29 protein-coding genes are annotated in these 26,215 nt (G+C 62.0%); 10 read left to right on the top strand and 19 right to left on the bottom strand.

The features are described from left to right. The first annotated feature begins 166 nt into the window (after positions 1-166). Both BMZ79_RS00770 and BMZ79_RS00765 read left to right on the top strand, forming a co-directional pair. The gene (locus BMZ79_RS00770; RefSeq protein ID WP_090635732.1) at positions 167-799 is read left to right on the top strand and encodes a GNAT family N-acetyltransferase; all 633 of its coding nucleotides are present in this window, start codon (positions 167-169) and stop codon (positions 797-799) included. Between the two features lie 44 nt (positions 800-843). Next, complete coding sequence (locus tag BMZ79_RS00765; protein WP_090635730.1) at positions 844-2,022, top strand: acetoin utilization protein AcuC; 1,179 nt, start codon at positions 844-846, stop codon at positions 2,020-2,022. Positions 2,023-2,186: 164 nt separating this feature from the next. Here BMZ79_RS00765 and BMZ79_RS00760 read toward each other — a convergent pair whose 3' ends face one another. The 4 genes from BMZ79_RS00760 to BMZ79_RS00745 form a co-directional block, all read right to left on the bottom strand. Continuing rightward, positions 2,187-2,891, bottom strand: a complete 705-nt coding sequence (locus BMZ79_RS00760) for a 5'-methylthioadenosine/adenosylhomocysteine nucleosidase (protein WP_090635729.1) — start codon at positions 2,889-2,891, stop codon at positions 2,187-2,189. Further along, a complete protein-coding gene (gene ccpA / locus BMZ79_RS00755) occupies positions 2,892-3,896 on the bottom strand; it encodes a catabolite control protein A (protein WP_090635727.1) in 1,005 nt (334 codons plus the stop codon). Positions 3,897-3,968: 72 nt separating this feature from the next. Then, positions 3,969-4,325 (bottom strand): bacillithiol system redox-active protein YtxJ, encoded by a 357-nt coding sequence (gene ytxJ, locus BMZ79_RS00750; RefSeq protein WP_090635725.1) that lies wholly within the window; start codon positions 4,323-4,325, stop codon positions 3,969-3,971. Positions 4,326-4,340: 15 nt separating this feature from the next. Then, positions 4,341-4,721 (bottom strand): hypothetical protein, encoded by a 381-nt coding sequence (locus tag BMZ79_RS00745; protein WP_371263614.1) that lies wholly within the window; start codon positions 4,719-4,721, stop codon positions 4,341-4,343. A 332-nt stretch (positions 4,722-5,053) separates the two neighbouring features. Between BMZ79_RS00745 and BMZ79_RS00740 the strand changes: the two genes are divergently transcribed. Further along, positions 5,054-5,578, top strand: coding sequence for a type 1 glutamine amidotransferase domain-containing protein (locus BMZ79_RS00740; RefSeq protein ID WP_090637031.1), 525 nt, complete (start codon positions 5,054-5,056; stop codon positions 5,576-5,578). 103 nt (positions 5,579-5,681) lie between these two features. Here the strand turns inward: BMZ79_RS00740 and ptsP are convergent, their stop codons facing one another. The 6 genes from ptsP to BMZ79_RS00710 all read right to left on the bottom strand — a co-directional run bounded on the left by ptsP (position 5,682) and on the right by BMZ79_RS00710 (position 12,782). Further along, positions 5,682-7,442 carry a phosphoenolpyruvate--protein phosphotransferase gene (gene ptsP, locus BMZ79_RS00735; RefSeq protein WP_090635722.1) on the bottom strand — a complete coding sequence of 587 codons (1,761 nt, stop codon included), beginning with the start codon at positions 7,440-7,442 and terminating at the stop codon, positions 5,682-5,684. Further along, the gene (locus BMZ79_RS00730; RefSeq protein ID WP_090635721.1) at positions 7,439-9,322 is read right to left on the bottom strand and encodes a glucose PTS transporter subunit IIA; all 1,884 of its coding nucleotides are present in this window, start codon (positions 9,320-9,322) and stop codon (positions 7,439-7,441) included. The genes ptsP and BMZ79_RS00730 overlap by 4 nt, the downstream gene beginning before the upstream one ends. A gap of 161 nt (positions 9,323-9,483) precedes the next feature. After that, positions 9,484-10,314 carry a hypothetical protein gene (locus tag BMZ79_RS00725; protein WP_090635719.1) on the bottom strand — a complete coding sequence of 277 codons (831 nt, stop codon included), beginning with the start codon at positions 10,312-10,314 and terminating at the stop codon, positions 9,484-9,486. A gap of 112 nt (positions 10,315-10,426) precedes the next feature. Next, complete coding sequence (locus BMZ79_RS00720; protein ID WP_090635718.1) at positions 10,427-10,861, bottom strand: CoA-binding protein; 435 nt, start codon at positions 10,859-10,861, stop codon at positions 10,427-10,429. A 55-nt stretch (positions 10,862-10,916) separates the two neighbouring features. Next, on the bottom strand, positions 10,917-12,215 hold the full coding sequence (gene aroA, locus BMZ79_RS00715; RefSeq protein ID WP_090635716.1) for a 3-phosphoshikimate 1-carboxyvinyltransferase: 1,299 nt from the start codon (positions 12,213-12,215) through the stop codon (positions 10,917-10,919). 21 nt (positions 12,216-12,236) lie between these two features. Then, positions 12,237-12,782, bottom strand: coding sequence for a shikimate kinase (locus BMZ79_RS00710; protein WP_090635715.1), 546 nt, complete (start codon positions 12,780-12,782; stop codon positions 12,237-12,239). Between the two features lie 192 nt (positions 12,783-12,974). Here BMZ79_RS00710 and BMZ79_RS00705 point away from each other — a divergent pair, with 192 nt between their 5' ends. After that, positions 12,975-13,226 (top strand): hypothetical protein, encoded by a 252-nt coding sequence (locus BMZ79_RS00705; RefSeq protein WP_256252492.1) that lies wholly within the window; start codon positions 12,975-12,977, stop codon positions 13,224-13,226. On the opposite strand, the gene gndA is transcribed toward BMZ79_RS00705, so the two are convergent. Together gndA and BMZ79_RS00695 are read right to left on the bottom strand one after the other, a co-directional pair. Next, on the bottom strand, positions 13,207-14,619 hold the full coding sequence (gene gndA, locus BMZ79_RS00700; protein WP_090635712.1) for an NADP-dependent phosphogluconate dehydrogenase: 1,413 nt from the start codon (positions 14,617-14,619) through the stop codon (positions 13,207-13,209). The genes BMZ79_RS00705 and gndA overlap by 20 nt on opposite strands. Before the next feature lie 227 nt (positions 14,620-14,846). Continuing rightward, positions 14,847-15,443: a hypothetical protein gene (locus BMZ79_RS00695; protein ID WP_090635710.1), complete on the bottom strand. Its 597-nt coding sequence runs from the start codon at positions 15,441-15,443 to the stop codon at positions 14,847-14,849. 80 nt (positions 15,444-15,523) lie between these two features. On the opposite strand from BMZ79_RS00695, the gene BMZ79_RS34635 reads away from it, so the two are divergent. Further along, positions 15,524-15,682, top strand: a complete 159-nt coding sequence (locus BMZ79_RS34635) for a hypothetical protein (RefSeq protein WP_218154632.1) — start codon at positions 15,524-15,526, stop codon at positions 15,680-15,682. Positions 15,683-15,796: 114 nt separating this feature from the next. Here the strand turns inward: BMZ79_RS34635 and BMZ79_RS34080 are convergent, their stop codons facing one another. From BMZ79_RS34080 to BMZ79_RS00685, 3 genes are all read right to left on the bottom strand, one after another. Further along, on the bottom strand, positions 15,797-15,973 hold the full coding sequence (locus tag BMZ79_RS34080; RefSeq protein ID WP_177221938.1) for a hypothetical protein: 177 nt from the start codon (positions 15,971-15,973) through the stop codon (positions 15,797-15,799). A gap of 95 nt (positions 15,974-16,068) precedes the next feature. Then, complete coding sequence (locus BMZ79_RS00690; protein WP_090637029.1) at positions 16,069-16,269, bottom strand: hypothetical protein; 201 nt, start codon at positions 16,267-16,269, stop codon at positions 16,069-16,071. Between the two features lie 118 nt (positions 16,270-16,387). After that, positions 16,388-16,813, bottom strand: a complete 426-nt coding sequence (locus BMZ79_RS00685) for a hypothetical protein (RefSeq protein WP_090635709.1) — start codon at positions 16,811-16,813, stop codon at positions 16,388-16,390. Positions 16,814-16,966: 153 nt separating this feature from the next. Between BMZ79_RS00685 and BMZ79_RS00680 the strand changes: the two genes are divergently transcribed. From BMZ79_RS00680 to BMZ79_RS00660, 5 genes are read left to right on the top strand one after another with little or no spacing between them, the layout of a single operon-like run. After that, positions 16,967-17,203, top strand: a complete 237-nt coding sequence (locus BMZ79_RS00680; RefSeq protein WP_090635707.1) for a spore germination protein — start codon at positions 16,967-16,969, stop codon at positions 17,201-17,203. Continuing rightward, positions 17,203-17,403, top strand: coding sequence for a spore germination protein GerPB (locus tag BMZ79_RS00675; protein WP_090635706.1), 201 nt, complete (start codon positions 17,203-17,205; stop codon positions 17,401-17,403). The genes BMZ79_RS00680 and BMZ79_RS00675 overlap by 1 nt, the downstream gene beginning before the upstream one ends. Before the next feature lie 18 nt (positions 17,404-17,421). After that, positions 17,422-18,177, top strand: coding sequence for a spore germination protein GerPC (gene gerPC / locus BMZ79_RS00670; protein WP_090635704.1), 756 nt, complete (start codon positions 17,422-17,424; stop codon positions 18,175-18,177). A 31-nt stretch (positions 18,178-18,208) separates the two neighbouring features. After that, positions 18,209-18,472, top strand: coding sequence for a hypothetical protein (locus BMZ79_RS00665; RefSeq protein ID WP_090635703.1), 264 nt, complete (start codon positions 18,209-18,211; stop codon positions 18,470-18,472). Then, positions 18,469-19,017, top strand: coding sequence for a spore germination protein GerPE (locus BMZ79_RS00660; protein ID WP_090635701.1), 549 nt, complete (start codon positions 18,469-18,471; stop codon positions 19,015-19,017). The genes BMZ79_RS00665 and BMZ79_RS00660 overlap by 4 nt, the downstream gene beginning before the upstream one ends. Before the next feature lie 438 nt (positions 19,018-19,455). On the opposite strand, the gene BMZ79_RS00655 is transcribed toward BMZ79_RS00660, so the two are convergent. The 4 genes from BMZ79_RS00655 to glgA all read right to left on the bottom strand — a co-directional run bounded on the left by BMZ79_RS00655 (position 19,456) and on the right by glgA (position 26,154). Beyond that, positions 19,456-19,965 carry a GyrI-like domain-containing protein gene (locus BMZ79_RS00655; protein ID WP_090635700.1) on the bottom strand — a complete coding sequence of 170 codons (510 nt, stop codon included), beginning with the start codon at positions 19,963-19,965 and terminating at the stop codon, positions 19,456-19,458. 138 nt (positions 19,966-20,103) lie between these two features. Further along, positions 20,104-22,023 carry a threonine--tRNA ligase gene (thrS, locus tag BMZ79_RS00650; RefSeq protein WP_090635698.1) on the bottom strand — a complete coding sequence of 640 codons (1,920 nt, stop codon included), beginning with the start codon at positions 22,021-22,023 and terminating at the stop codon, positions 20,104-20,106. A 688-nt stretch (positions 22,024-22,711) separates the two neighbouring features. After that, the gene (locus tag BMZ79_RS00645) at positions 22,712-24,709 is read right to left on the bottom strand and encodes a glycoside hydrolase family 15 protein (protein WP_090635696.1); all 1,998 of its coding nucleotides are present in this window, start codon (positions 24,707-24,709) and stop codon (positions 22,712-22,714) included. Next, complete coding sequence (glgA, locus tag BMZ79_RS00640) at positions 24,691-26,154, bottom strand: glycogen synthase GlgA (protein ID WP_090635695.1); 1,464 nt, start codon at positions 26,152-26,154, stop codon at positions 24,691-24,693. The genes BMZ79_RS00645 and glgA overlap by 19 nt, the downstream gene beginning before the upstream one ends. Positions 26,155-26,215: the final 61 nt, after the last annotated feature.

The raw sequence follows: 26,215 nt of genomic DNA, 5'->3' as shown, positions 1-26,215 counted from the left end.
CTTCATCATCCTCCTGCCCATAGTAAAACTGTTTTCCTATCTCTCTGCCGGCGAACCCGAATACGCTTTCATATTATAGCATGACTCCCGATGCCTCGACCATGCTTTTCATCGACGCAATTTTTTGCTATAAGTAGGGTAGCAGGCGAAAGGAGCCCGATGATTTTTGGAACATCGCAAACTGCCGCATACCGAAACCGTCCGCTTTCAGGCGCGGGAAATCGTCGTCGAAGGCCCGCTGCCGGCCGAACGGCTGACGGGGTTGACGCTGCACGCGCAGCTCGACGCGTTCCGGCGTCCGCCCGAGCAGCGCCAGGCGGTGATCGAGATCGCCGCGCTGCCCGAAGGCCGCATCATCGCGGCCCGGGACGGCGACACGATCGTCGGTTACGTCACGTTTCATTACCCCGACGAGCTGGAGCGCTGGTCGGAAGGCAACATGGCGGATTTGATCGAGCTCGGCGCCATCGAGGTAGCCGACGATTACCGCGGGCTGGGCTTGGCCAAGCGGCTCATCTCCCTCGCGTTCCGCGGCGGGCAGCTGGAGAACGTCATCGTCTATACGACGGAATATTACTGGCACTGGGACTTGGAAGGGACGGGTCTCAGCGTCTGGGACTACCGCGCCATGATGGAGAAGCTGATGAAGGAAGTCGGCATGGTCTGGTTCGCGACCGACGATCCGGAGATTTGCGCGCATCCCGCCAATTGCCTGATGGTGCGCATCGGCAAGGAAGTGCCTTTAAGCTCGGTCGAGCAGTTCGACCGCGTCCGTTTCCGGCAGCGATTCATGTATTAGTTCAGGCGATTCGCGCAATCCGTGCAGAGAGGCAGTGGAGCAGCATGACGGCCAATGCCGTATTTATTTATTCGCCCGAGGCGAAACGGTATAAATTCAATCAAGAGCATCCGTTCAACCCGATCCGGCTGGCGCTTGCCAAGCACTTGCTGGAAGCCGCGGGCGCGTTGAAGGACGAGCATATGCTGACGGCCTCGCCGGCCGGCGAAGATCAGCTGAAGCTCGTGCATCGCGACGATTATGTCGAGGCCGTACGGCGGCTCGGCTCGCCTCAACCCGTCCCGGCCGAAATCGCGGGCGCGGACAAATTCGGCCTCGGTACCGAGGACACGCCTTATTTTCCCGGCATGCACGACGCCGCCGCCGCGATCGTCGGCGGCTCGGTGCTTGCGGCGGACGCGGTCATGGACGGACGCGCGCGGCATGCGTACCATATGGCGGGCGGCTTGCATCATGCCTTCCCGGACCGCGGCGCGGGCTTCTGCGTCTACAATGACGCCGCGATCGCGATCGCGCATATCCGCAAGCGGTACGGCGCCCGCGTGCTCTATATCGATACGGACGTCCATCACGGCGACGGCGTGCAGTGGTCGTTTTACGCCGATCCCGACGTCTGCACGTATTCCATTCACGAGACGGGCAAATATTTGTTTCCCGGCACGGGCTTCGTTCACGAGCGCGGCGCAGACGCCGGCTTCGGCACCAGCATCAACGTGCCGATGGAGCCATATACGGAGGACGACTCGTGGCTGGACAGCTTCCGCGCGACCGTGAGCCGCGCGGCCGGGTATTTCAAGCCCGACGTCATCGTCAGCCAGCACGGCTGCGACGCGCACGCTTACGATCCGCTGTCGCACATCCACTGCAGCATGCGCATCTACCAGGCGATGCCGGCGATCATCCATGACCTGGCCCATCGGTACGCCGAAGGCCGCTGGGTCGCGCTGGGCGGCGGCGGGTACGACATCTGGCGCGTCGTGCCTCGCGCCTGGGCGTTCGTCTGGCTTGCCATGACGGACCATCCGTTGATGGACCGGCTGGCGTCCGAAGGCGCCAACGAGCCGCTGCCGCTGGCGTGGCAGGAGCATTGGGCAGCGCTGAGCGATGCGCCGCTGCCGGCCGACTGGCTGGACGACCTCGCGGCTTGGACGCCGATGCCGCGGCGCGGCGAGATCGCGGCCCGCAACAAGGAGGTCGCGGGAATCGTCCTGCAGCAGCTCTAAGCAGCGACAGCCCTGCAAGGCACTGCGATGTCAATGACATCGCTATCGGGCAGCATTGACATCGGTATCCGCAAGCGCGAACCAAAACAAAAAGGCAGCTTCCCCCTTCCGATACGCTCGGAAGCGAAAAGCTGCCTTTATTCTAGCCGGAACGGTGTCTTCGCTTACAAATGCTGCAGCATGTCGTCGATGATCGCGTGCGAGTTAACGGACGCTTGAATCGTGAACTCGGCGAAGTTGACGTGCGCCGAACCGTCCGCCTTGTCCGACATGGAACGAATGACGACGAACGGCACGCCGTTCATCGCGCATACTTGCGCCAGCGAAGCGCCTTCCATCTCCGTGCAGGCGCCGCCCAGCTCTTCGTACAGCCCGCGCACCGCGTCGCGCGAAGCGATGAACTGGTCGCCGGAGAGAACTTTGCCCTTCAGGCTTCGTCCCGGGAACAACCGCTCGCAGGCCGATGCGGCAAGCTCCACGAGGTCCGGCGCGGCTTGAAATTCCCAGACGTCCTGATACGGGATTTGCCCGCGGGCGAAGCCCAGCGGCGTGACGTCGAAGTCATGCTGCAGGCAGGACGTCGAGACGACGATGTCGCCGATGTTCAAGCTCGGCGCGACGGCGCCCGCGACGCCCGTGAACAAGACGCAGTCCGCGCCCGCGTCGATGAGGACCTGCGTGCATACGGCGGCGTTGACCTTGCCGACGCCGGATTTGCAAAAGACGACGTTATGGCCGTGCAGCGTGCCTTCGGTATATTCGATCCCGGCCTTCATGAACGAGCCCGTCTTGACGACGTGCTTATGCAAGAGCTCGATCTCTTCGGCCATGGCGCCTACGATGCCGATTTTATGATAAAGAGCCGCCATTCAGATGCTCCCTACCGACTGGCGCGTGACGATTTCGTACGGCAGCACGACGCGCGGGTTGTCGACCGATTCCTTCTTCATGAGCTTCGTCAGCAGCCGCATCGATACCGCGCCGATGTCGTACATCGGCTGGGCGACGGCCGTCAGCTGCGGACGAACCATGGACGCCATCCGGCTGTTGTCCACGCTGATGACCGAGACGTTGTCCGGCACCTTGAGACCGGCGTCCTGGATGCAGTGAATGGCGCCGATGGCCATCTCGTCCGTCGCGGAGAAGACGGCGGTCGGGCGCTCCGGGAGCTCCAGAAAGTATTTCATCGCGTCGACGCCGGACTCGTAGCGGTAATTTCCGATGCGTACGAGGTTCTCGTCGTAAGGCAGGCCCGCGGCTTCGAGCGCGCGCTTATAGCCTTGAAACCGCGCGTAACCGTTCGCCGGATCCTGCAGCGTGCCGCCGATCATCGCGATCGTGCGGTGGCCGTTCTTGATCAGCGTCTGCACGGCATCGAACGCCGCGGCTTCGTGGTCGATGTCGACGGAAGGCATCATGCCGTTCTCGTCGGTCGTGGCGCACAGCACGATCGGCACGTTGGCCGTCTTGAACGCCTGCAGGTGCTCGTCCGTTACGGCGCCGCCCATGAACAGCAGTCCGTCGACCTGCTTCTCGAGCAGCGTGTTGATGACGCGAATCTCTTTATCCTTCTTCTTATCCGCGTTGCACAGGATAATATTGTAGTGGTACATATTGGCGATATCTTCAATTCCGCGCGCCACTTCGGCGAAGATCGCGTTGGAAATATCGGGAATGACGACGCCGACGGTCGTGGTTTTCTTGCTCGCCAATCCTCTCGCAACCGCATTCGGACGATAGCCGAGACGTTCGATGGCTTCGAATACTTTTTTGCGTGTTTGAGGTTTCACGTTTGGATTGTTGTTGACGACCCGCGACACAGTCGCCATGGACACGCCTGCTTCTCTTGCTACATCATAAATGGTTACCGTCACAGTCCTTCTCTCCATTAGTTCAAATTTTTCTCTCGCCCCATAACACTTTATCGTTAATCATACGACAAAATATTACTTTTCGCAATGCGTGCCGAGATGCTCGTCTAATGTCGAGTAGGTAATCCGCCAGTGTGAAGCATGCCACGACACCTTGCCGCCGTCCACCAGAATGAGCTGCGGCGACTCGTGCTTGAGATTCAATTGTTGGGCGATCGCGTCCGATACGTTGCGGTTGTCCGGCACGAGCGCGAGGACGGGCGTCAGCGCGAGCGCCTTCGCGTCCTCCAGCCAGTTGGCCAATTCGTCGTGCGCGCCGGCGCTGACGGAGCACTGCGTGCTGTGCTTGAACACCAGCAGCGGCTGCCGGAAGGAGCTCCCGTAGGCGTCCTCCCAATCCGCAAGCGTTCTCATCGGATGAGGCATTTCCATGCGGACACATCCTTCTTAGCCGTATTGAAGCATGCTCCTGCTCAGCTGGCTTAACCGCTTATGTATGTCCGCCATCCAGTCCCGATCGCCGGTGGCTTGCGCGACGGCCAGCAAATCGAGGAGCATGTCGATCCGTTCCTCGGTCATCTTCCGGACGATCGCCGGATCGGAATGCTTATGTTCGTAATAGGCTTCTACTAACAGCATTGCCCATTCATTCCATTCGTTAAACAGGAAGGTTTGTTTTGCGGGCTGCGCGCCCAGCTGGCCGATCAATCCCGTCAGGTCCGGCTTTACCTCGGGAAACACTTCGCTGCGGTTGCAGGAAGGGCAAGAGTAGATGGGCACGTTATCGATTTCAACTTTATTGGAATAAATGACGGTACGCAGCTTCATCGGCATCACGTCGCCGCAAGAACAGCGCTTTTGCAAAATGGTCCACTCCTTCTCCTAAAAGCAGCACGGCCTTGAAAGCGTTCTTTCAGAGGCGCAGCTCGACGATAAGATATTCGACTTTTCGCATTAAAGTCCTCCTTGCGCGCAGGTTGTAATTTTTGCATTTAGCGGATTAAGCAGCCAGCGCCGGGGCGGCTTGAAAGCGCCGCGGACGCGCAACGGCGGGGGGCCCTTGGTTGCTTCGCCGGGGCGGCTTCGATAAAATGAAGGTGGATTGCGCGACTTGATCTTTACCTATGCGCAGGGTTGAAGGAGGATGACAGACAATGTCCATGTCGCTGCAAGGCAAAACGGTCGTCTGCTTGCTGGACGACGAATTCGAAGATCTGGAATTATGGTATCCCGTCTACCGCGTCCGCGAGGAAGGCGCGACCGTGCTGTTCGCCGGGCCGGAGAAGGGCCGCGCGCATATCGGCAAATACGGCGTGCCGGCCACGGCCGACGCCGCCTACGACGAGCTGGACGCCTCCCGCATCGACGGCCTGCTCGTGCCGGGCGGCTGGGCGCCGGACAAGATCCGCCGCTATCCGAAGGTGCTCGAGCTCGTCAGGGAGATGGACGCGGCGGCCAAGCCGATCGGGCAAATCTGCCATGCCGGCTGGGTGCTGATTTCGGCCAAAATTTTGCAAGGCCGCAAGGTGACGTCCACCCCCGGCATTCGCGACGACATGGAGAACGCCGGCGCCACGTGGCTGGACGAGCCGGTCGTCGTGGACGGGCATCTCATCTCGGCGCGCCGTCCGCCGGATCTGCCGCCTTACGCGAAAGCGTTCGTCGACGCGCTCCGGGGCGGCTGATCCCGATCCAACCGTACAAGCGAAAGAGCGGCCCCCCGCCGGGTGCCGCTCTTTCTCGTCCTGCTATCTCGCGTTCCGCGACCATAAGCCCGCCCGGTTCGGCTCAGGAATTGTTGAACACGTCCGGGAAATCCTCAGCAAGCTGCTCCTCCGACGTCTTGAGCTTGAGCAGCTCGTGGATCTCCGCGCTGGTCCGGCAGCCGAGAATCCGATCGAAGTTGTCGCGGCTGTCCTGCTGCCGCAGCGAGAGCAGCCGTTCCTTGACCGGCAGGATCGAATGCGCGGACATGCTCAGCTCGTCGACGTCCAGCGCCAGCCAGATCGGCAGCGCCTTGACGTCCCCCGCCAGCTCTCCGCACACGCCGACATGGATGCCGTGGCGCTTGGCCGCCTCGACCGTCAGCTTGATCATCCGCAGCACCGAGGGATGGTACGGCTCGTACAGATGGGAGATCTGCTCGTTCATGCGGTCTACCGCCAGCGTGAATTGGATGAGATCGTTCGTGCCGATACTGAAGAAGTCCACTTCCTCGGCGAGCATGTCCGCGATCACGACGGCGGCGGGCAGCTCGATCATGATGCCGACCTGAATGTCGTCCGCGAACGTCGCGCCTTCCGCGCGCAGTTCGTCCTTGCACTCCTGGAGCAGCCGGTTGGCCGCGCGCACCTCGTCGACGGACGAAATGAGCGGGTACATGATTTTCACGTTGCCGCGTTCGCCGGCGCGCAGGATCGCCCGCAGCTGCGTTTTGAACAGGTCGGTTCTGTCGAGGCAGATGCGGATGGCCCGGTATCCCAGGAACGGATTGTCCTCCGCCGGAAGCTCGAAATAATCCAGCTGCTTGTCGCCCCCGATATCCAGCGTGCGGATAATGAGCGGCTTCGGATACAGCTTCTCGGCCACGGTTCGGTATACCTCGAACTGCTCGTCCTCCCGGGGAAGCCGGCTGCGGTCCATATACAGAAACTCCGTCCGGAACAGGCCGACCCCGTTCGCCCCGCTCGAGAGCGCGACGTCCAGCTCCTTCAGCGAGCTAATGTTGGCGCTCAGCTCCATTTCCTTGCCGTCCTGCGTCACCGGCTTGAAGCCGATGATGCCCTTCAGCTGCTGCTTCTTCTCCCGCTGCAGGATTTGCTTGCCCGTATAATAATCGATCAACGCCTGCTCGGGGTCGATGTGCACGATGCCGGGTCCGCCGTCGATGATCAGCATGTCGCCGGTCTGGATCGGCTCCTCCAGCTTGGATTCGATGCCGATGACGAGCGGCACGCCCAGCGCCCGCGCCATGATGGACGAATGCGACGTCATGCTTCCGGCCAGCGTCGCGATGCCGAGCACGTGATGCGGGTTCAAGTGCGCCAGCTGCGACGGGGACAGCTCCTTCGCGATCAGGATGAACGGCTGCGTATCCGACGGCAGCGTGATTTCCGGCGCGCCGAGCAGATGCTTCAACAGCCGGTTGCCTACGTCCTTGATGTCGAGCGCGCGTTCCTTCATATATTCGTCGTCGAGCAGATCGAACATGGTGACGAAATGGTCGATCGCTTCCTTGACGGCCACTTCGGCCGCCTTGTACTGCCGCTGAATGATGCCCTGAATCTCGTTCATGAACACGGGGTCGTCCAGTATGGCCAGGTGCGCGTCGAAAATATAGCTTTCTTCCGCGCCTACGACCTCGCGAAGCTCATCCTTCATCTGCTCGATTTCGACCTTGGACGTGCGAATCCCCTCGTACAGCCGATCGAATTCGCGGGCCAGATCGCCTACGTCGATTTTTTGTTCGGGCAGATCCCACTCCCAGTTCGGGAGGACGAACGCTTTGCCGATCGCGATGCCCGTTGAAGCTCCTATCCCTTGAATCACGCTGTTTCCCCTCCACCGCTTCTCTCTTTTAGAACGACCGACATGACGGAAGCCTGGCCGCGCTTCACGCTTTTGAACGGCGCGAAGCTCCAGGAGCTGACGCGGTCCGAGTTCGTGATGACCATCGGCGTCGCGAGCGACTTGCTTCCTTTGCGGATCTTTTGCATGTCGAAGGTGATCAGCAGCTGGCCGGGCTTGACCTGGTCGCCTTCCTTGACGAGCGCCTTAAATCCGTGGCCCTTCAGCTGCGACGTGTCGATGCCGATGTGCAGCAGCACTTCGAGCCCTTCCGGCGTGCGAATGCCGATCGCGTGCATCGACGGGTACACGTGAATGACCTTGCCCGGCACGGGCGAGACGAGTTCGCCCTTCTCCGGCATGAAGGCGACGCCGTCCCCGACGAGCTTGCCCGCGAAGATCGGGTCGGGCACCTCGCTGAGCGGCATCATCCGGCCCTGCACCGGCGAATTAAAGAGCACCCGCGAAATGTCGCGCCGGATCGCTTTGTCCATCTCTTCCCGGATTAGCTCCGAATAGGTGCCGAACACGATCTGGACGTTGCCGCCGCCGAGCCTGATAACCCCCGCCGCGCCGAGATGCTTGAGCGCGTTGTTGTCGATCAGCCGGTCGCTTCCGACCTTCAGCCGCAGCCGGGTGATGCAGGCTTCCATCTGGACGATGTTCTCCTTCCCGCCGATCGCCTGCAGGATAAGCGGCGCCCGGTACGGGATGTCGCCCGCCCATTCGTCGAGCTGCGAGCCTTCCTCCCGCCCCGGCGTCGGAATGCGGAACCGGCGGATCGCCCAGCGGAACATGACGTAATAAATCAGTCCGAAAACAATGCCGATCGGGATGATCAGCCAGCCTCTCGTGGCCAGATGCTCGTTGATCAGATAGTCGATCGCCCCCGCGGAGAACGAAAAGCCGGTCCGGATGCCGAGCTCGTACGTCAGCCACATCATGAAGCCCGATAACAGCGCGTGCACGACGAACAGGTACGGCGCCACGAACAAAAACGCGAATTCGATCGGCTCCGTCACGCCCGTCAGGAAGGACGAGAGCGCGGCCGTCAGGAACGTTCGGCGAATCTTCGGCTTCAAGTCCTCGCGCGCCTCGTGAATGATCGCGAACGCGATGGCCGGCAGCGCGAACATCATGGTCGGATAGAGGCCGGCCATGAAGCCGCCCGCCGACGGGTCGCCCGCGAAGAAGCGCGGCAAGTCGCCGAATACCATATGCCCGCCCGGCGTCTCGTAGGCGCCGACCTGGAACCAGAAGACGTGGCTGACCAGATGGTGCAAGCCGAAGACGACGAGGATCCGCAGCACGAAGCCGAACAGGAAGACTCCGAAGCCTCCGCCGGAGTTGACGATGTCGCCCAGCTCCATCAAAGCGCCGTGGATCGACGGCGCGATCTCGACCATGATGATCGCCCACAGCGTCGAGAATGCGCTTACGATCAGCGGCACGAACCTCGGCCCGCCGAAAAACTGAATGTATTCGGGCAGCTTGAGCGACTTGAATTTCTCGTTCAGGACGCTCGTGACGATGCCGATAATGACGCCGGTAAACACGGTCGGCTCCAGCTCGTAATGGCTGGCGTTGATGATGCTCGTATAAATAAACATCCCCGCGATTGCCGCAAGCCCCGCCGTCAAAGCGTTGCTCGTCATGCCCATCGCGACGCCGAACGCGAACAAATACGGCAAGTATGCGAAGAGCGTCTCGCCCGCGGTCTGCAAATGCGTATGAATGCTCGGCATGCCCAACGACGCCCACGGCAGCGCGCTCAGCGCCAGAAATACCGCCGCTCCGGGCAATACGATGGTCGGAAGCATCAAGGATCGGCCGAGCTGCTGCAAATGACCCATGATGTTCATGAATGTCCCCCTCTCTATGTACGGGACCGCGGCTTCGCTATCGGAATCGGCCGCGGATTCTTCTTTGATCGTAAGGGTTTCCCTTCCCGTTGTCAAAAAGAAAACGGCGGACCGGAAGTCCGCCGTCTCGCCGCTTCGTTCAGCCCGCATGCCGCGGCTGTTTAGAAACGTTGTTGGTTGCTGCCCATCATGCCCATGGCCGATTGGTTCGTCGTCGCGCCGAAGCCGCCCGCGTTGCTCATGCCGAAGCTTTGGCTTTGCGCGTTTTGCGCTTGGTAGCCGCCGTAGTGCGAGATGACCGGCTGCGAATTTTGTTGGACGGAGCTGCCTCCGAAGTGCGACAGTACCGGCTGCGACGACGATTGGTTCACATAGTGCGTCGCTTGATACGGCTGCGATTGCTGCGCGTTTTGGGCCTGGTAGCCGCCGAAGGCCGAAATGACCGGCTGCGAGCTCGCGTTAAACGAGCTGCGGCCGATCGCGGATTGCTGCTGCATGCCGTACGACGCTTGATACGGCTGTGCTTGCTGCGCGTTCTGCGCCTGGTAGCCGCCGAAGGCCGAAATGACCGGCTGCGAGCTCGCGTTAAACGAGCTGCGGCCGATCGCGGATTGCTGCTGCATGCCGGACGACGCTTGATACGGCTGTGCTTGCTGCGCGTATTGCGCCTGGTAGCCGCCGAAATGCGAGATGACCGGCTGCGAATTTTGTTGAACGGAGCTGCCTCCGAAGTGCGAGAGCACCGGCTGGGAGCTGTTCGCGAAGCTTTGTCCGGAGAACGAATTCATGGAAGCTTGTTGTCCGTAGCCGTTGTTCGCGGAGTACCCCAGATGCGAAATCACCGGCCCCGTGTTCGATTGGGCGGAAATGCTGCCAGGCTGCTTCGAAATGCCCTGGTAGTGGGATTGCACGAAGCCCGACGGTTGATATTGGTTCTGCTGTCTCATTCCCGACGCGTTCATGCCGAAGCCCTGCTGCCCGTATTGATTCATCGTCGTGTCGTCCTCCTAGAATTCGTGGATTGGCTCCGATTCCCGCGGCTGCATTGCCTTGGTCCTCAATAGCCTCCCTTATTGTTGGAGACGCGCCGCGTTTTTATGTTTGTCAGGATTTGGTCTTTCCGTGCGGCAGCAGGATGGAATCTTCCACCTTGATGCAGCGGTCCATGATGACGTTCAGACCGCCCTGCCGCGCGATTTCGGCCGCTTCGTCGTTGACGACGCCGAGCTGGAGCCAAAGCGTCTTGGCGCCGATCGCGACGGCTTCCTCCGCGATGGGCGGCGTGAATTCGCTGCGCCGGAACACGTCGACGACGTCGACCTGGAACGGAATGTCCTTGAGCGAGGCATACGCCCGCTCGCCGAGGATCGTGTCCGCGTTCGGGTTGACGGGCACGATCCGGTAGCCCTTGGCCTGCATCGCTTGGGCGATCATATGGGAGGTGCGCTCCGGATTGTCCGACAAGCCCACGACCGCGATCGTTTCCGTTTCTTCTAATATACGCTTGATTTCATCCCGCGAAGGGTTCGCGAACGCCATTGACCTCATTCCTTTCGGTGGTTGAATGATCGGCTGCTTTCCGTTCTAGCGTGCCTTACTTCGATTCGACCCATTCTACGTTGGCGCCGAGCGCCTTCATATGGTCGAAGAAAATCGGATACGACTTGGCGACGTGGTGCGCGTCGCGAATCCGGATCGGCGACTTGGCGCGGAGCCCGACGACGGTCAGCGCCATGATGACGCGGTGGTCGTAATGGGCGTTGATCTCCACGCCGCCTTCGACGCCTTCGGGACGGCCGTGCACGATGATTTCGCTGCGGCGCTCCTCGACGTTGGCGCCCGCCTTGCGAAGCTCGTTCAGATAATCGGTGATGCGGTCGCATTCCTTGTAACGGAGGTTCTCGACGTCGTAGAAGCGGGACGTGCCTTCGGCGAACACGGCTGCCGCGACCATCGCCAGCACCGCGTCCGTCGCCTTGTCGCCGTCGAATTCGAGCGCCTTCAGCCTGCCGTTGCCCTGCACGTGAACGACGCCGTTATCGTGGGTGAGAGGAACCTCCATCATGCGGAGCACGTCGACGATGGCCCGCTCGCCCTGCTTGCTGTTCTCCAGCAGCCGGTGCAGCTTCACGTCGGATCGCGTGACCGCAGCGGCCGCGAGCACGGCCGCGGAGCCCGGGTAATCGCCCTGCACGACGTACTCCTTCGCAGCGTACTTCTGCCCGCCCTTCACGCGGTAGCGCATGAGATCCTCGCTCGCTTCGATGACGATGCCCGCTTGCTCGAGCACCTCCAGCGTCTGGCCGACGACGACCTTCGACTTCAGGTCGTGCAGCACCTCGATCTCGCTGTCTTCCTGCAGCAGCGGCGTCAGGAAGAGAAGCGCGCTCAGGAATTGCGAGCTGACGCTGCCGGATACTTGGATCTTGCCGCCCTTCGGCGCGCCGCCGCGAATCGTGATCGGCAGCTTGCCGGCGTTATGCCGTACGTCCACGCCGAGCTGTCCGAGCGCGTCGATCAGGTCGTCGTGAGGACGCTTGCCGAGCGATTCCGGGTATCGGTTGATGAACGTCACGTCCGGCGCCAGCGCCGCGATGGCCATCAGGAACCGCAGCACCGCGCCGGCGTTGCCCACGTCGAGCTCCTTTACGTCCCGCGGACGCGAACCGAAGCCGGTAATCGTGATCTTCCGGTCGTCTTCCTCGATGACCGCGCCCAAATCCCGGATGCAGCGGCGCATGGCGTCGCTGTCTTCGCTGTGGGCCGGATAATGGATGGTGCTGGTTCCTTCGGCCAGCGCCGCGACCAGCAGATAGCGGGTCGTGTAGTTTTTCGAAGAAAGCGCCTGCAGTTCGCCCTGCAGTCTCGGCGTCGGCGTAACAAGAACGTCCATGGTTTACGTACTTCCCCTTTTTTATATGGAATGTTGGCTGGTTCTGAATCGGCTGATCGCTTGCGCGATCCGTTCCACGACCTCGTCCACGGAGAGCGACGTCGTATCGATCGTCAGGTGGGCGAAATCGTAGGCGCCTTTCCGGTCCTCGAGCAGCTTGTACACGCGCTGCCGGACGTCGCCCTGCAGCAGCGGGCGGTCGGGATCCTGGCTGACGCGCGCGATGACCTGCTCCGGATCCGCGGTCAGCGCCACGACGAATCCGCGCTGCACCATCAGCTCGCGGTTAATCGGAGACAGGACCGCGCCGCCGCCCGTCGCGACGACGAGCGCGTCCTCCGCGCCGAGCACGGCGCGCAGCGCCTCCGTCTCCGCGGCGCGGAACTCGCCTTCGCCCCGCCCCGCGAATATCGCCGCGATCTCTTCCCCTTCGCGCTTCACGATTTCGGCGTCGACGTCGCGTGTCCCGCAAGCCAGCAGCTCCGCCAGCCGGCGGCTTACGGTCGACTTGCCCGTGCCCATGAAACCGACGAGTACCACGTGCCGTGGCGGCTTGCCGTCGCTCATCGGCCGACACCTTCCCTTCGCGTCAATTTACACGATAAACATGTTCCATGATTATAGCATTTTTAGAGTAGCGCGGGTATAAAAAACTTGTTTCTACCGTAGAGTTGTTAATACGTGCTACCATTCGAAAAAGGAGTGAATCCCATGGCTTCTTTGCCAGAGCCGCTGTCCGCCCGGTACAGGGTCGGCCGCTTGAATAACCCGGATTACCCGCTTTCTCGCGAAGACGTCGTCTGGACGCTGGCCTTCGTTAAAAAGAAAATGGCTGACGAAGCGCCCGACTTGGTCGGTCTTCCTCAGCCACTTTTATTGCGGAAATTCCAAAGCTTCGCCGAAGCGTCGCTCATGCTGCTCAAGCAGCGCGGCGGATGCGGCCATGAAACCGACCGCCTCCGGAGCTGCCTGCTGGAATTAATCGCGGATCTTACGATTGAATCCAATTGAAGTGGAACGTGCCTTCCTTGTCCACGCGCTTGAACGTGTGGGCGCCGAAGTAGTCGCGCTGCGCCTGCAGCAGGTTGGCCGGCAGACGCTCCGTGCGGTAGCTGTCGTAGTACCCCAGCGCGCTCGCGAACGCCGGAACCGGAATGCCCTGCGTCACGGCCGTCGCCACGACTTCGCGCCATGCGCCCTGATACGATTCGACGATTTCTTTGAAGTATTCGTCAAGCAGCAGGTTGGTCAGGCCCGGATTGCGGTCGTACGCTTCCTTGATGTTTTGCAGGAAGCCCGCGCGGATAATGCAGCCGCCGCGCCAAATCATCGAGATTGCGCCGTAACGCAGATTCCAGCCATATTCGTCGGAAGCGGCGCGCATTTGGGCGAAGCCTTGCGCGTAGGAGCAGATCTTGCTCGCGAACAGCGCCATGCGGACCGCTTCGACGAAAGCGTTCTTGTCGCCTTGGAAAGGCGCCGCCTGCGGTCCCTTCAGCAGCTTGCTCGCCGCGACGCGCTCTTCCTTGCGGGCGGATAAGAAGCGAGAGAAAACGGACTCCGTGATGATGGACAGCGGCACGCCGAGGTCGAGCGCGCTTTGGCTTGTCCACTTGCCGGTACCCTTCTGGCCCGCGGAGTCCAAGATCACGTCGACCATCGGCTTGTTCGTGTCCGGGTCGTACTTCGAGAAGATGTCCGCCGTGATTTCGATCAGGTAGCTGTCGAGCTCGCCTTTGTTCCATTCGGCGAAGATCGCTTGCAGCTCTTCCGTGCCGAGTCCGAGCACGCGGTTCAGCAGGTCGTACGCCTCGCAGATGAGCTGCATGTCGCCGTACTCGATGCCGTTGTGGACCATCTTGACGTAGTGACCGGCGCCGTCCGGCCCGATGTACGTGCAGCAAGGGTCGCCGTTTACCTTGGCGGAGATCGCCGTCAGGATCGGTTCGACCAGCTTATACGCGGATTCCTGGCCGCCCGGCATGATGGACGGCCCTTTCAGCGCGCCTTCTTCGCCGCCGGACACGCCCGTGCCGATGAAGCGGATGCCCTTGGCTTCGAGGTCCTTGTTGCGGCGGACCGTATCCGGGAAATAGGCGTTGCCGCCGTCGATGATGATGTCGCCTTGGTCAAGCAGCGGCACGAGCGCGTCGATCGTCGCGTCCGTACCGGCGCCGGCCTGTACCATGATCAGGATTTTGCGCGGAACTTCAAGGGATTGCACGAATTCTTCGATGGTGTATGTACCGACGAGGTTTTTGCCTGCCGCTTCTTTCATGAGGTCGTCCGTCTTCTCGCGGGAGCGGTTGAACACGGATACCGTGAAGCCCCGGCTCTCGATATTCAGGGCAAGATTTTTGCCCATGACGGCAAGTCCGACGACACCGATTTGCTGTTTCGACATTGAACGATTCCACACCTTTTCTCTGTTATAGGATTAAAGCAACGCGGCGCGCCGCCAGGCCCACTACGCATACAATACTCCTAGTTTACTCTTTTTAGCCGCTAATGAAAACCATGGCGCCCAACATTTTGCCGTTGACGGCCGCCGGGGAGCAGGAACCCAAACAAAATAAACCCCCGGCTCGCGTTCGGCCGGGAGTCTATTTCGCGTGCCCGCGTTCGGTCTTCCTAAAGCTCAAGCTGTATCATCTCGGTTCTCAGGGATTGCAGCCTTTCCTTGGACTGCGCCATATCGGTCTCCCGCCCCTCCGTAATCGCTTCGTGGAGGACGGACAATTCGTAATCGAGCTCGAACCGGAGTACGGAAGCCCGTTCTTCCGCACGCTTCGACTGAAACGCCTGAATCACTTCTTCGACGGTAACGAACGGTTTCTTCTGATAAATGATCCGATGTTCCATGCCGGACACCTCCACAAGTCGTATGATTTCGCCGAACATGATGCTTTCGATGACGATCTGCCGGTCCTTGAACCGTTTGACCACCGCGTGGCCGCGGGAATCGTTGATCAGCTTCTCGAGCAAATCCGAGAGCTTCTCGTCCTTGATCAAATAATCGCCGACGATCTTGTAACGGTTGCGCATCCGCTGAAACCGAAGCTTAACCAGCTTGCGGCCGCTTCGTACGGAGATGAGAAAATAAACGTCCGTTTCGCTCCAATAGAGCGAGTATCCTTCCTGGATCAGATCCCGAATGAGATTTTGGATTTGCCGGCGGTCGAAGCGCAGCTCCAGGTTGCAATACTCGACTTCATGGCTCTTGTTCATCGGCAAGCCCTCCCCTCGTATGGATTCATTGACGAAATGTTCTGAATATTCTCTCATATCATTATCTTATACTCCATCTTATGTTCTGGCAACTTGGATTATTGACTATTTTTAAACGTCCCGCCCCCGAATGGGACAACAAATTTATTTCCCGCCGCGGGAATATCCGGCCGGCCGAGATCGGAGAAGAAACAGCGGCGGACGAACCGTTTACCCGGCTTCGCGGAAGCGCTTACTGACTGGGAGAGCGCCGTATGGAGCACCTTTTCTTAAAGCCCGGAACGCCTGGCGGCCGCGTACTTCTGAGAACAAATTTACGGTTTTGCGGCCATGCAGCTATTGAGTACCATTCTTCAGCCCGAATCCGCCGACTTGCGGCCATGTACCGTATCCCGTACCGTATCTTGATCGCCCGATCCGCCCCCGGCCATGTACCGTACCCCGTACCGTTCTTGATCGCCGATTCGCCGATTATCGGCTACGTACCGCACCAGGTACCGTTCTTTCCCCCGCAACCGGACCTTCACCATGCGTTTGCTTCCGACCGCGCCAAAAAGCCGTTTCCGCCCGGCCCCCGGACGAAAAACGGCTCTTCAACGTTCGCTCGAACGGCGCGCAAAGCGCCTCAAACGAACCACGTATTCAATATGATCCCGAACGCGGCGCCGCTGACGACCGCGCCGATGAAGCTGAACCAGCCCTGCCGGTATTTGAGCTGAAACATTTTCAATACCCCGAGGCTGAGCAGGCCGAAAAACAACAAGATGAAGATCGCGCCCGTAATGAACAAGGCGGCCGAAATTTGGCTGACATCCACCAGCGTCACGGAAAACACTCCCTATGCAAGTTCCTTTACCTGCATTATAAGGAAAGAAACCGCCTTCCGCCAGCGGACGCGCCTTTGAAGTTCGGACGAATTGGTGACAGTTATGTGACGAACCGCCCTACGGCCCCTGAATCGTCGCGATATGGGACCGCTTGCTCGGCGGCCGCTTCCTCAGCTTCACCTTGAGCACCGCGCCGTCGTATTCCGCCTGGCAGGTACGCGGCAGCACCAGCTTCGGCAGCCGGATCGTTTCGGCGTCGCCGCCCGGCAGGCCGCTCAGCTTCAGCCGGTCCTCCTTGGCCAGCAGCCGGAGCGCCGACAAATCCGCCGCCTCCCCGAGCGGATACGTCACGACCACGAACCGCTTCGTTTCCGCCACGTTCGCGTTCGTCGTCTGGAACGCCGACGAAGCGGCCGGAATCGCTTTGTTCATCATGCCGCGGACGTAATTCTCGATCCACTCCGACTGCCGAAAGACATCGAATCCTTTGGGCAGCTGCTGCTTCTCCATCCATTGCTCCAGTTCCTCCCAATCAAGCGCCATCCCGACTCCCCCGCTTCCGTGCTTCTTCCTACCACTATATGCATCCGCCCATCGTTCCGCCACACGCGAAGTCGGCCGCGAAAGTCACGTCTGGGCGTTTGCCGCATAGGATGTAGCATCGATGCTGCAATCCCAGATAAGGAGTGAGGCACCATGCCAGCCATCGTCGGCTTCGTCAAAGTCATCAGCGTCGGTTCGAGCGCCATCGTGCAGTTCGGCGATTCCGTCCAGCTCTCCCCGGCGAGCTCCTCCAAGACGTACGCGGGCTCCGGCTCCTTCCTGACCGGCAGCCTGACGAACTCCAACAACGCCGTCAGCGCCACGAACACGAACGATCCGGACGTTCAGGACAACACGGAAAACAACCTCGCCAACGGAGTCAACGTCTGATGAATCTGACGGTTCATCAAACCATCACCATCCATCAGCTTCGCGTCAACAGCGTAACGAACTCGTCCGTCCTGCAAGTCGGGACGGCGGGTTCCATCGCGTCGAACGCCCAAATGTACAATACGGGAGGATTCACGGGACCGGCTCCCCAGTTGGAGGAGAATCCGGTCAATTTCGTGCCGCTGCCGAATCCGAATTAATACCGGAGGTGCCCGCATATGCAGAACGAATCGAATAGATCGCCGTCTCCGTGGCAAATGGTCATGGCGCTCAATCAATATGTTCAGCAGCTGCAGGGCCAGGTGAACGAGCAGCAGGCGGTCATCGGCAGGCTATGCCGGCAGCTCGACGACCTGAACGAGCGGATGAACGCCGCGGAAAACAAACCGTATTATCATGTCGATACGATACAATACCATTTCGACCAGCTGAAGGTCGAGAAGCTGAGCGGCACGCTGAACATCGGCATGTCGGCGCCGAGCGAGGAGCAGGTCAAGGAGATCGGCCAGCTCGTCATGCCGGGACCGGGCAAGCTCGTCGTGAACGAGCCCAAGGAGAATCCGGAATCGGGCATGGACCCGCAGGCGACGCAAACGCCGCATCAATTCCCGTCCCCGTCGGCGAGCGGACTGCCCGCGTTCGTCACGCCGCCGCCGCCGTACCCGGAAATCCGGCGCGCCGTCGATTGCTACCTGGACCAGGAAGCGCCGCTCAGGCTGCAGCAGATCGAAGCCCAGACGGGCATCGCCTTGGATCCGTACCATCGCAAGCTGGTTATCGAAGATATTCGCAAGCAGATGAATCCGCGCATCCAATTCTATATCCAGACCCTGACGCGCAAGGCGGAGGAAGTCCAGAAGAAGGGAACGCCGGGCGAGGCGCAGGAACCGGCCATCGAAGCCGACGTCATCCGCAAGACGGAGCGCGATATCGATCTGGCTCTGCAAAATTACGTCAGCCGTTTGGCGCCTTAAGCCAAGCGGCGAACAAGGAGAGGGAACGCCCATGCAGCTTAACGTCGTCAATCACGTGCTCGCGGTCGGTTGCATCCAATTGACCGCCGTCGCGAGCGCCTCCGTCCTGCAAATCGGGGATACGGAGACGATCTCGCTCGTCTCGATGTTCGATACGCCGCCGGAATCGGTCGTCGTCGGTCCGTTCGCGCCGCTGATGGAGCCGGAGGGCGCCGAGCAGTCCGAAGGCGAAGGCGCGCTGGGACAGGAAGCGGAAGAACGCCTGACGCGCAGCAAGCTCGGGGATGTCCGATGAGCCGCGAGGCGCGCCGCGTCCGCAAGCCCGGCGAGGTGCCGTTCGCGGACCTTCCGGGCCTGCCGGACGGGGAAAATTCGGACTACCCCGTCCGCGTGTCGGAGGTCGGCGGCGTCTACGTGAACAGCATCAGCAGCGCGTCCATCATGCAGTTCGGGGACCGGGCGGACGTGAACGCCAAGCTCCGCGGCGTCGCCGTGCAGCGGGAGTCGGACCATCTGTTTTCGAACCGCGTCTATTTCGAGTCCTATGATATTTTCAGCCGGCCCGTGCCGCCGGTCACGCCGTTCCTGGCCGAAGCGGCGAAGGAGCCCGTCGACGTGCGGACGGTCAACCGCGACCCGCGCATCAGCGTCGGCTGCATCGAGATCATCGCCGTCAGCAGCTCCGCGATGCTGCTCGTGGGCAACGGGGTGAACACGCGGGCCGAATCGCGCATCAGCAACATCCGCCAATTCGCGAAGCCGGCCACGATCCGCTGGGTCGAACCGGACGAATGCGCCCCCATGGCGCCTTACGCGCTTCTCGGGCGGACTTCCGTTTAGGCGAATGCATAATTATGAATGTACCCCCGTCAAACGTCCAGTCGCTGCCGCGACGCCGTCATATATTACCAATGTGATCAGAAATATCACAAATCAAACCACTCAGGAGGTATGTACAGTGGGATACATGAATGGTATAGGCGGAGTAGGTTGCGGCCCGGTATTCGGAACGGCAATCGGCGTAATCCTTGTCCTCTATATTTTGCTCGTTATCGTTCTTCGCGGTGTATTCATCTAAGCTGCTGATCGCCGCAACCGATCCCCCGGAACGGTCCTGCCCTCGGCAGGGCCGTTTGCCGTTCGCAGGCGGATGCCCCCGCGGCGGCTAAAACGAAGGCCTCCGGCGAACGCCGGAGGCCTGTCTGCTGATCGGATGCCCATGCTATCATGCGGCGCCCTTCGCCGGTTTGTCGGCTCTCTGTCCGAACGCCCGCCCCTTCAGGTCTCGAGGAGCGGCACGTACACGTCGACTTCGTCCGGCCACTTGGGGTTATGCACCCGGTATGCCTCGAGCGACATGCCGCGGGGGTCGATGCGCAGCCCGTTCGCCCGCAGGAACGCATGCAGCGCGTCGTACGGGTCGCCGTGCTTCGCGCGCACCTTCGCGTAGCGTCCTTCCGGAATCGCGAAGCCGATCATGCCCTCCGGCACGTCGGCAATCCGGCTCACTTCCATGCAAAACAGGTACGTGAACAGCTGCTCGCAGACGAAGGACGGACATACATACGTCCCGGAATCCGTCATCCCTTTGATCTCGAAACGCCGGCTAATGAACTGCTTCTGCAGCAGTTCAACGCGCTTCGGGTCGTGCGAGGCGAACGCCGACGTCAGCGCCATGCCGACGTAGCTGCGGTGCGGCAGCATGACGATGCGAACGTCTTCCGGCTGTGCGTCTTCGGATTGTGCGGGCTTTGCGTCCTCGGGCTTTGCTTCTTCGGGCTTGCTCATGCGGGCAGCCTCCCATGCGAACTCGCGTTCGCGCTCGTTTTCGGCCGTCGGGCGGATGCCGCGCGCATCCGCCTCACGCCGTCTAGCCTTAGCCTAGCCGCGGGGAAGCGGCGCGTCAAGCGGGTTTCGCGCCCGGCTTTACGCCCGCGCCGCCTCCTCCGCCCGCAGCCGCGCGATCAGCTCCGCCGGCGTCATCGCGGCGGCCGCGCTTTCGCCTCTGCGCCGCACGGACACGGTGCCGCCGGCCCGTTCCGCCTCGCCGAGCACCAGCGTGTACGGCACCTTCGCGAGCTGCGCCTCGCGGACCTTGTACCCCAGCTTCTCCTGCCGCAGATCGGCCTCCGCCCGCAAACCCGCTTCCTCCAGCGCCTCCCGCAGCGCAAGCGCCGATTCCGCGTCCGCCTCGGACACCGGAATGACCGCCGCCTGCACGGGCGCGAGCCAGAGCGGGAACGCCCCGGCGTAATGCTCCGTCAGAATGCCGACGAAGCGGTCGACCGAGCCGAACACCGCCCGGTGAACGAGCACCGGCCGATGCTTCCCGCCGTCCTCGCCGACGTAAGACAGGTCGAACTTCTCCGGCATCTGAAAATCGAGCTGTACCGTCGCGCACTGCCAGCTGCGGCCGATCGCGTCGCGGATGTGAAAGTCGATCTTCGGTCCGTAGAAGGCGCCGTCCCCCGGGTTCAACCGATACTCGGCGCCGCGTCGCCGCAGGGATTGCTCGAGCGCCCGTTCCGCCCGCTCCCAGAGCTCCGCCGAGCCCATGGCGCTCTCCGGCTTGGTCGACAGCTCGATCCGGTACGCGAAGCCGAAAGCCGCGTACATCTCGTCGATCAGCGCCAAGATGCCGGCGATTTCCCGTTCGAGCTGGTCGGGCCGCACGAACAAATGCGCATCGTCCTGGCAGAACGCGCGCACGCGCATCATCCCGTTCAGCGCGCCGGAATACTCATGGCGGTGCACCTGGCCGAACTCCGCGTAGCGGATCGGCAGCTCGCGGTACGAACGCCGCCGATTGTTGTACAGCAGGATATGGCCGGGGCAATTCATCGGCTTCAGCGCGTATTCCGCGTCGTCGGCCTTCGCGAAGTAGATATTGTCCTTGTAGTGGTCCCAATGGCCGGACTGCTCCCAGAGCCGCCGGTTCATCATAAGCGGCGTGCGCACCTCCTCGTAGCCCCGCTTTCGCCAGAACGACCGCGAGAACCGTTCGAGCGCCTCGCGGACCGCCATGCCCTTCGGCAGGTAGAACGGCATGCCAGGCGCTTCCTCGGAAAACATGAACAGCTCGAGCTCGCGGCCGAGCTTGCGGTGGTCGCGCTTCTTCGCTTCCTCGAGCAGCGCCAGATGGCGGTCCAGCTGCGACTTCTTCAGAAACGCCGCGCCGTGCACGCGCTGGAGAACCGCCCCGTCCGCGTCGCCCCGCCAATAGGCGCCCGATACGCCGAACAGCTTGAACGCCTTGATCCTCCCCGTCGACGGCAGCAGCGGCCCGTCGCACATGTCGGCGAACTCGCCCTGCTCGTAAACCGCGACCTCCGCGCCGGCCGGAAGCTCCCGGAGCCGCTCCAGCAGAAACGGCTCGCCGCGTCGCCCGAACCATGCGATCGCCTCGTCCCGGCCGAGCAGCCGGCGGACGACGGGCAGATTCGCGCGCGCGATCGCGTCCATTTCCTTCTCGACGGCCCGCAGGACGGCGGGCGTAAGCGGCTCGTCGGCCTGCACGTCGACGCTGAAGCCGTCTTCCGTCTCGCGGCATTCGCCGAGCCGGACCCGGTCCGCGCCGAGCACGCGCTTGACGGCCTGCGCGGCCAGGCGCGCCGCGCTCCGGCGGTAGACCGCCAGTCCCGCCTCGCTGTCGAGCGGGACGAATTCGAGCGCGCAGTCGCCGAGCAGCGCGTGGCCCAGATCGACCAGCCGTCCGTCGACGCGGGCGGCGACGGCGCTTTTGCGCAGCCCCGGACTGATGTCGTCCGCGAGGGTCGCGATCGCGATTCCTTTCCCGCAGCTTCGTTCCGAGCCGTCCGCCAATTTCACGATTAGGTTTGATTCCATGAGCCTGCTTCCTCCGTTCGGTTGATTGTCGGCCGAAACGCGGGCACGCCCCTTGGCGAAGGGGGCCGTTTCAAGCCGCGTGAACGCAAAAAAACGCATCTCGCCCGGAAAGGGACGAGTGCGTTCGGCTCGTGGTTCCACCCTCATTCGACCTTGCGCCCCGCGCCGCATGCGCAGAGATGACAAGGTCCTTATTGGAATCCGCTAACGGGGATGATCCGGTTCCGTTTACAGCCGCGACACCGAGTCGGCGGGTTCAACGTGACGGCTGCAAAGTGGTAATTCGCACCGCGGGACGGAAGGGATTCGCAGCGATCATCCCTCTCTCTGGGCAGCCCGCCGGTGGGAACCGTGTCTTTGGTTCTCGCCGGGTATGAAGCTTTGGTTCCCTATTATAAGGAGGCGGGAACGAAAGCGCAAGGGGGGCGGCGCCTATTTTTTTCGGCAGGCATGGCGCCGCGCCCCCTCCCGCATCGAGTCGCAGGCGGTCGCGGCCCCCGGCCGCCAAGCCGGGCCGACCGCCGGCCCGCGCTCGGGCGCTCTTCGCCTCGCCCGCGTCCGCTGGCGCCGCGCGCCTCGGGCGCAAAGTCAAACAAGGCAGCGGATCGCTCCGCTGCCTTGCTTATTGCGCGCTCGCCGGCGCATCGCGACGGTCGACAGGCCGCCATCGCGCGCAGCTGCGGCGCCGCTATTCCGCCACCGGACCGGCACCCGCGCCGTCGCTCGCCTTCGAAAGCTCGGCGTACTTCTCCGCGTAGCGGGTCACCGCCTGCACGTACGTCGCGTGCGACCACGTGAGCGGCGCGACCGACAGCGGGCTGCCGTCGTTCGGATGCAGCTGCTCGGGCAGCGCGCCGCTGGACAGCGCCGTCCGGACGACCCACTCCAGCGTCCTCCGCGGCGCGGCCAGGTCGGCGAGCGACTGCGCCGACTCGATCTCGAAATTCGCGACCCACAGCGTGCAGATGACCCACGGGTTGCCGGGAACGTTCTCGATGTCGCCCGATTGCTGGAAGTAGTAGTCGTTCGTGTAGCGCGCCACGCCGCCGACGTGGGTCTTGACCGTCAGGCCGTCGCGGATCGCGTGCATCGTCTTGACGACGCGTTCGTCCTCGACCGGAAGCACGCCGAATTCCCAGACGGCGAACAGGCTGCTTTCGAGCGTCATGTCCTTCACCCAGCGGTTGTCCTTCTGGATCAAGCCCCGCGCGAAGCGTCCCGCTTCTTCGTCCCACAGATGCTTCAGGATGCCCTGCTTGATGCCCTCGGCGGTATTGCGGAGATGATCGCTCCGCTCGTAATCGCCGAACAGTTCCGTGAAGAACGCCGCCGCCATCAGGCCGCCGTACACGGACGACGCCGTGTACGTCCAGATGCCGTAACGCTCCTCCCACAGGTCGTAGCTGGGCTTCGGCAGCGACAGCGCGTGCTCGATGTACTGGCTCAGGAACAGCGCGCCCTTCCGGATGAGGTTGTTGTACAGCGCCTGCGGCAGCTCGATGACCTGATGGCGCGTATAGTCCTTCCAGAGCGCGAACAGCACGAGCGCGGTTTCGTCCTCCTGGATCGGCAGGCGCCGGCTGCCTTGGACGATGTAAGGATGCCAGCTGGAGCCGACCGTGCCGTCCGGGTTGTACTTATGGAACAGATAGCCGTCCGGCGACAGCGCCTGCGCGCAGAAATGGAAGAACGGCGCGATCACGCTCTGGAAGCCTGCGGCCGACATGGCGTCCGCGATCAGCGCGCCGTCCCGCGGCCACATGTAGCTGTAATGGTCGCGGTTGTACTGCAAAATATCGGTATCGTTCGCGGCGATGATCGCGCCGCGCTCGTCGGTCTGCGTCCGGACGATCAGCAGGCTGAGGCGGTACAGGTTGACGACCTCCGCCGGCAGGTCGCCGAGGTTCTGCTTCGCCCGCTGCAGCCAATGATTCCAATAGATGACGATCCGGCTGAGCAGCTTCTCCGGATGGCTGTCCTGAACGTACTGGTTGAGCGACTTGACCTCCTCGAGGTTTTTGCCGATCGACATCCAGTAGTAGACCGTCTGATCGCCGCCGGGCGGGACCGCGGTACGAAAGCTGATCGTGCTGTCGACCGAGCCCTGCGCGATGGAATTGCCCATCAGGCTGCCGTCCTCGGCGTCGCGCCACGTGCCCTCCGCGGACTGGAACCGCTTGATGCCCGTCGTGTACTGCATCATGCCGCCTTCGTCGGAGAAGCCGTTGAACATGAAGTACGAGGAACGCTTGTAATGGAAGAGCGTATGGTTCTCGGGATAATACGCCGCCGTATCGCCGACCTCGGAGCCGTCGATCATCAAATCGTGGTGGAAGAACAGCCGGCATTCGCGCGCCTCCGTCCCCAGGTTGCGGACGAGGATGCGCTTGATGTAGATGCTCTCGCGCTGGTGGATGCCGTCGTTCATGTGCAGCTCGACGCCGAGCCGGTCGTTGCGGGCGATGACGTTCGTCACGAGCGAGTCCGCCACGTACGACAGCTTGAACTGCCATTCCGGATCCTCCAGCCAGGAGAATTGGCCGCCGACCCACAGCCCGAACCGGCAGTACTGGCCGCCGACGTGGTTCAGCTGCCCGACGAACGGATAGTAAATATCCCGTATGTAGCAGTTGCGGTCCAGATTCATCAGAATCTTGCCGTTCCCGATTACGAGGTGACGGGCCATGCGTCACTCTCCTCTCGCTGCGGCACGATCGACGCGTAGAGCGCCAGATACGCCTTCGCCGAACGGGTCCAGCTGTAATCGTCCTTCGCGCCGTTCGCGACGATGCGCTGCCACGTCTCGGAATCGCGGTAAAAGCCGATCGCCCGCCGGACCGTGTAGAGCAGGTCGTGCGCGTTGTAGTTCGTGAAGCTGAAGCCGTTGCCTTCGCCGGTATATTCGTTGTACGCGCGCACCGTGTCCCGCAGGCCGCCCGTCTCCCGCACGATCGGCACGGACTTGTAGCGCAGCGCGAGCAGCTGGCTCAGCCCGCAGGGCTCGAACTGCGACGGCATGAGGTACAGGTCGCTTCCGGCGTAGATGCGGCGGGCCAGCCCGTCGTTGAAGCCGAACCAGGTCGCCACTTGGCCGGGGCGGTTTGCCTCCGCGCGGCGGAACATCTGCTCGTAGTGCCAATCGCCGGAGCCGAGCACGACGAGCTGGACGTCTTCCGACAGAATCTGCTCCAGCACCGCCTCGATCAGGTCGAAGCCCTTCTGGCTGACCAGCCGCGATACGATGCCGATGAGCGGCATGTCCTCGGACTCCGTCAAGCCGAGCTCGCGCTGCAGCGCCAGCTTGTTCTTGCGCTTGCGCGGCAGCGAGCCGCGGTACGGCACGGCCAGCGCGGGATCGTTCATCGGATCGAACAGGCACGTGTCGATGCCGTTCACGATGCCGCTCAGATCGCCCGCCCGCCAGCGAAGGAGGCCGTCGAGCTTCTCGCCGTAGTATTCCGTCTGGATCTCCTGCGCGTAGGACGGGCTGACCGTCGTCAGCTTGTCGGCGTACCGCAGGCCGCCGAGCATGCAGTTGCCCGCCCCGTGGAAGTCGATGCCCTCCGAGCCGAACAGCTCCTCGCCCGAACCCAGCAGGTCCATTAGCAGCTGGCGCCCGAAGACGCCCTGGTAGCGCAAGTTATGGATGGTATAGACCGATTTCACGTCGCGCGTGCCCGGCTCGTACCGATAGCGCGTCTTCAGCAGGAACGGGATCAGCCCGGTTTGCCAGTCATGGCAGTGGATGATATCGGGCACGAAATCGGAATGGAACAGCGATTCGACGACGGCGTGGCAGAAGAAGACGAACCGCTCCGCGTCGTCGTCGTAGCCGTACAAGCCGCTCCGCTTGAAATACTGCTCGTTGTCGATCAGATAGTAGACGACGCCGTCGAGCTCGGCCTTCAGCAAGCCGCAGTACTGATTCCGCCAGCCCATGCGCACCCGGAACGTCGCGATGGGTTCAAACTTCTCCGCCAGCTCGTGCGGAATCGTCCCGTATTTGGGCAGGATGACGCGAACGTCGGCGCCCTTCTCGCGGAGCGCCTTCGGCAGCGCGCCCGCCACGTCGGCGAGGCCGCCCGTTTTGACGAGCGGCACCGCTTCGGAAGCAGCGAATAAGATTTTCATCGTTTCTTTCACCTCGAATGCGGCCGCGGCTTCTCCGACGCGGCCGTTTATTGCGGAGTCG

The organism is Paenibacillus sp. UNC496MF (assembly GCF_900113915.1).
Taxonomy (GTDB): domain Bacteria; phylum Bacillota; class Bacilli; order Paenibacillales; family Paenibacillaceae; genus Paenibacillus_Z; species Paenibacillus_Z artemisiicola.
Note: the sequence above shows the minus strand (reverse complement) of the source record. Positions and strands in the feature narration are given on the sequence as shown.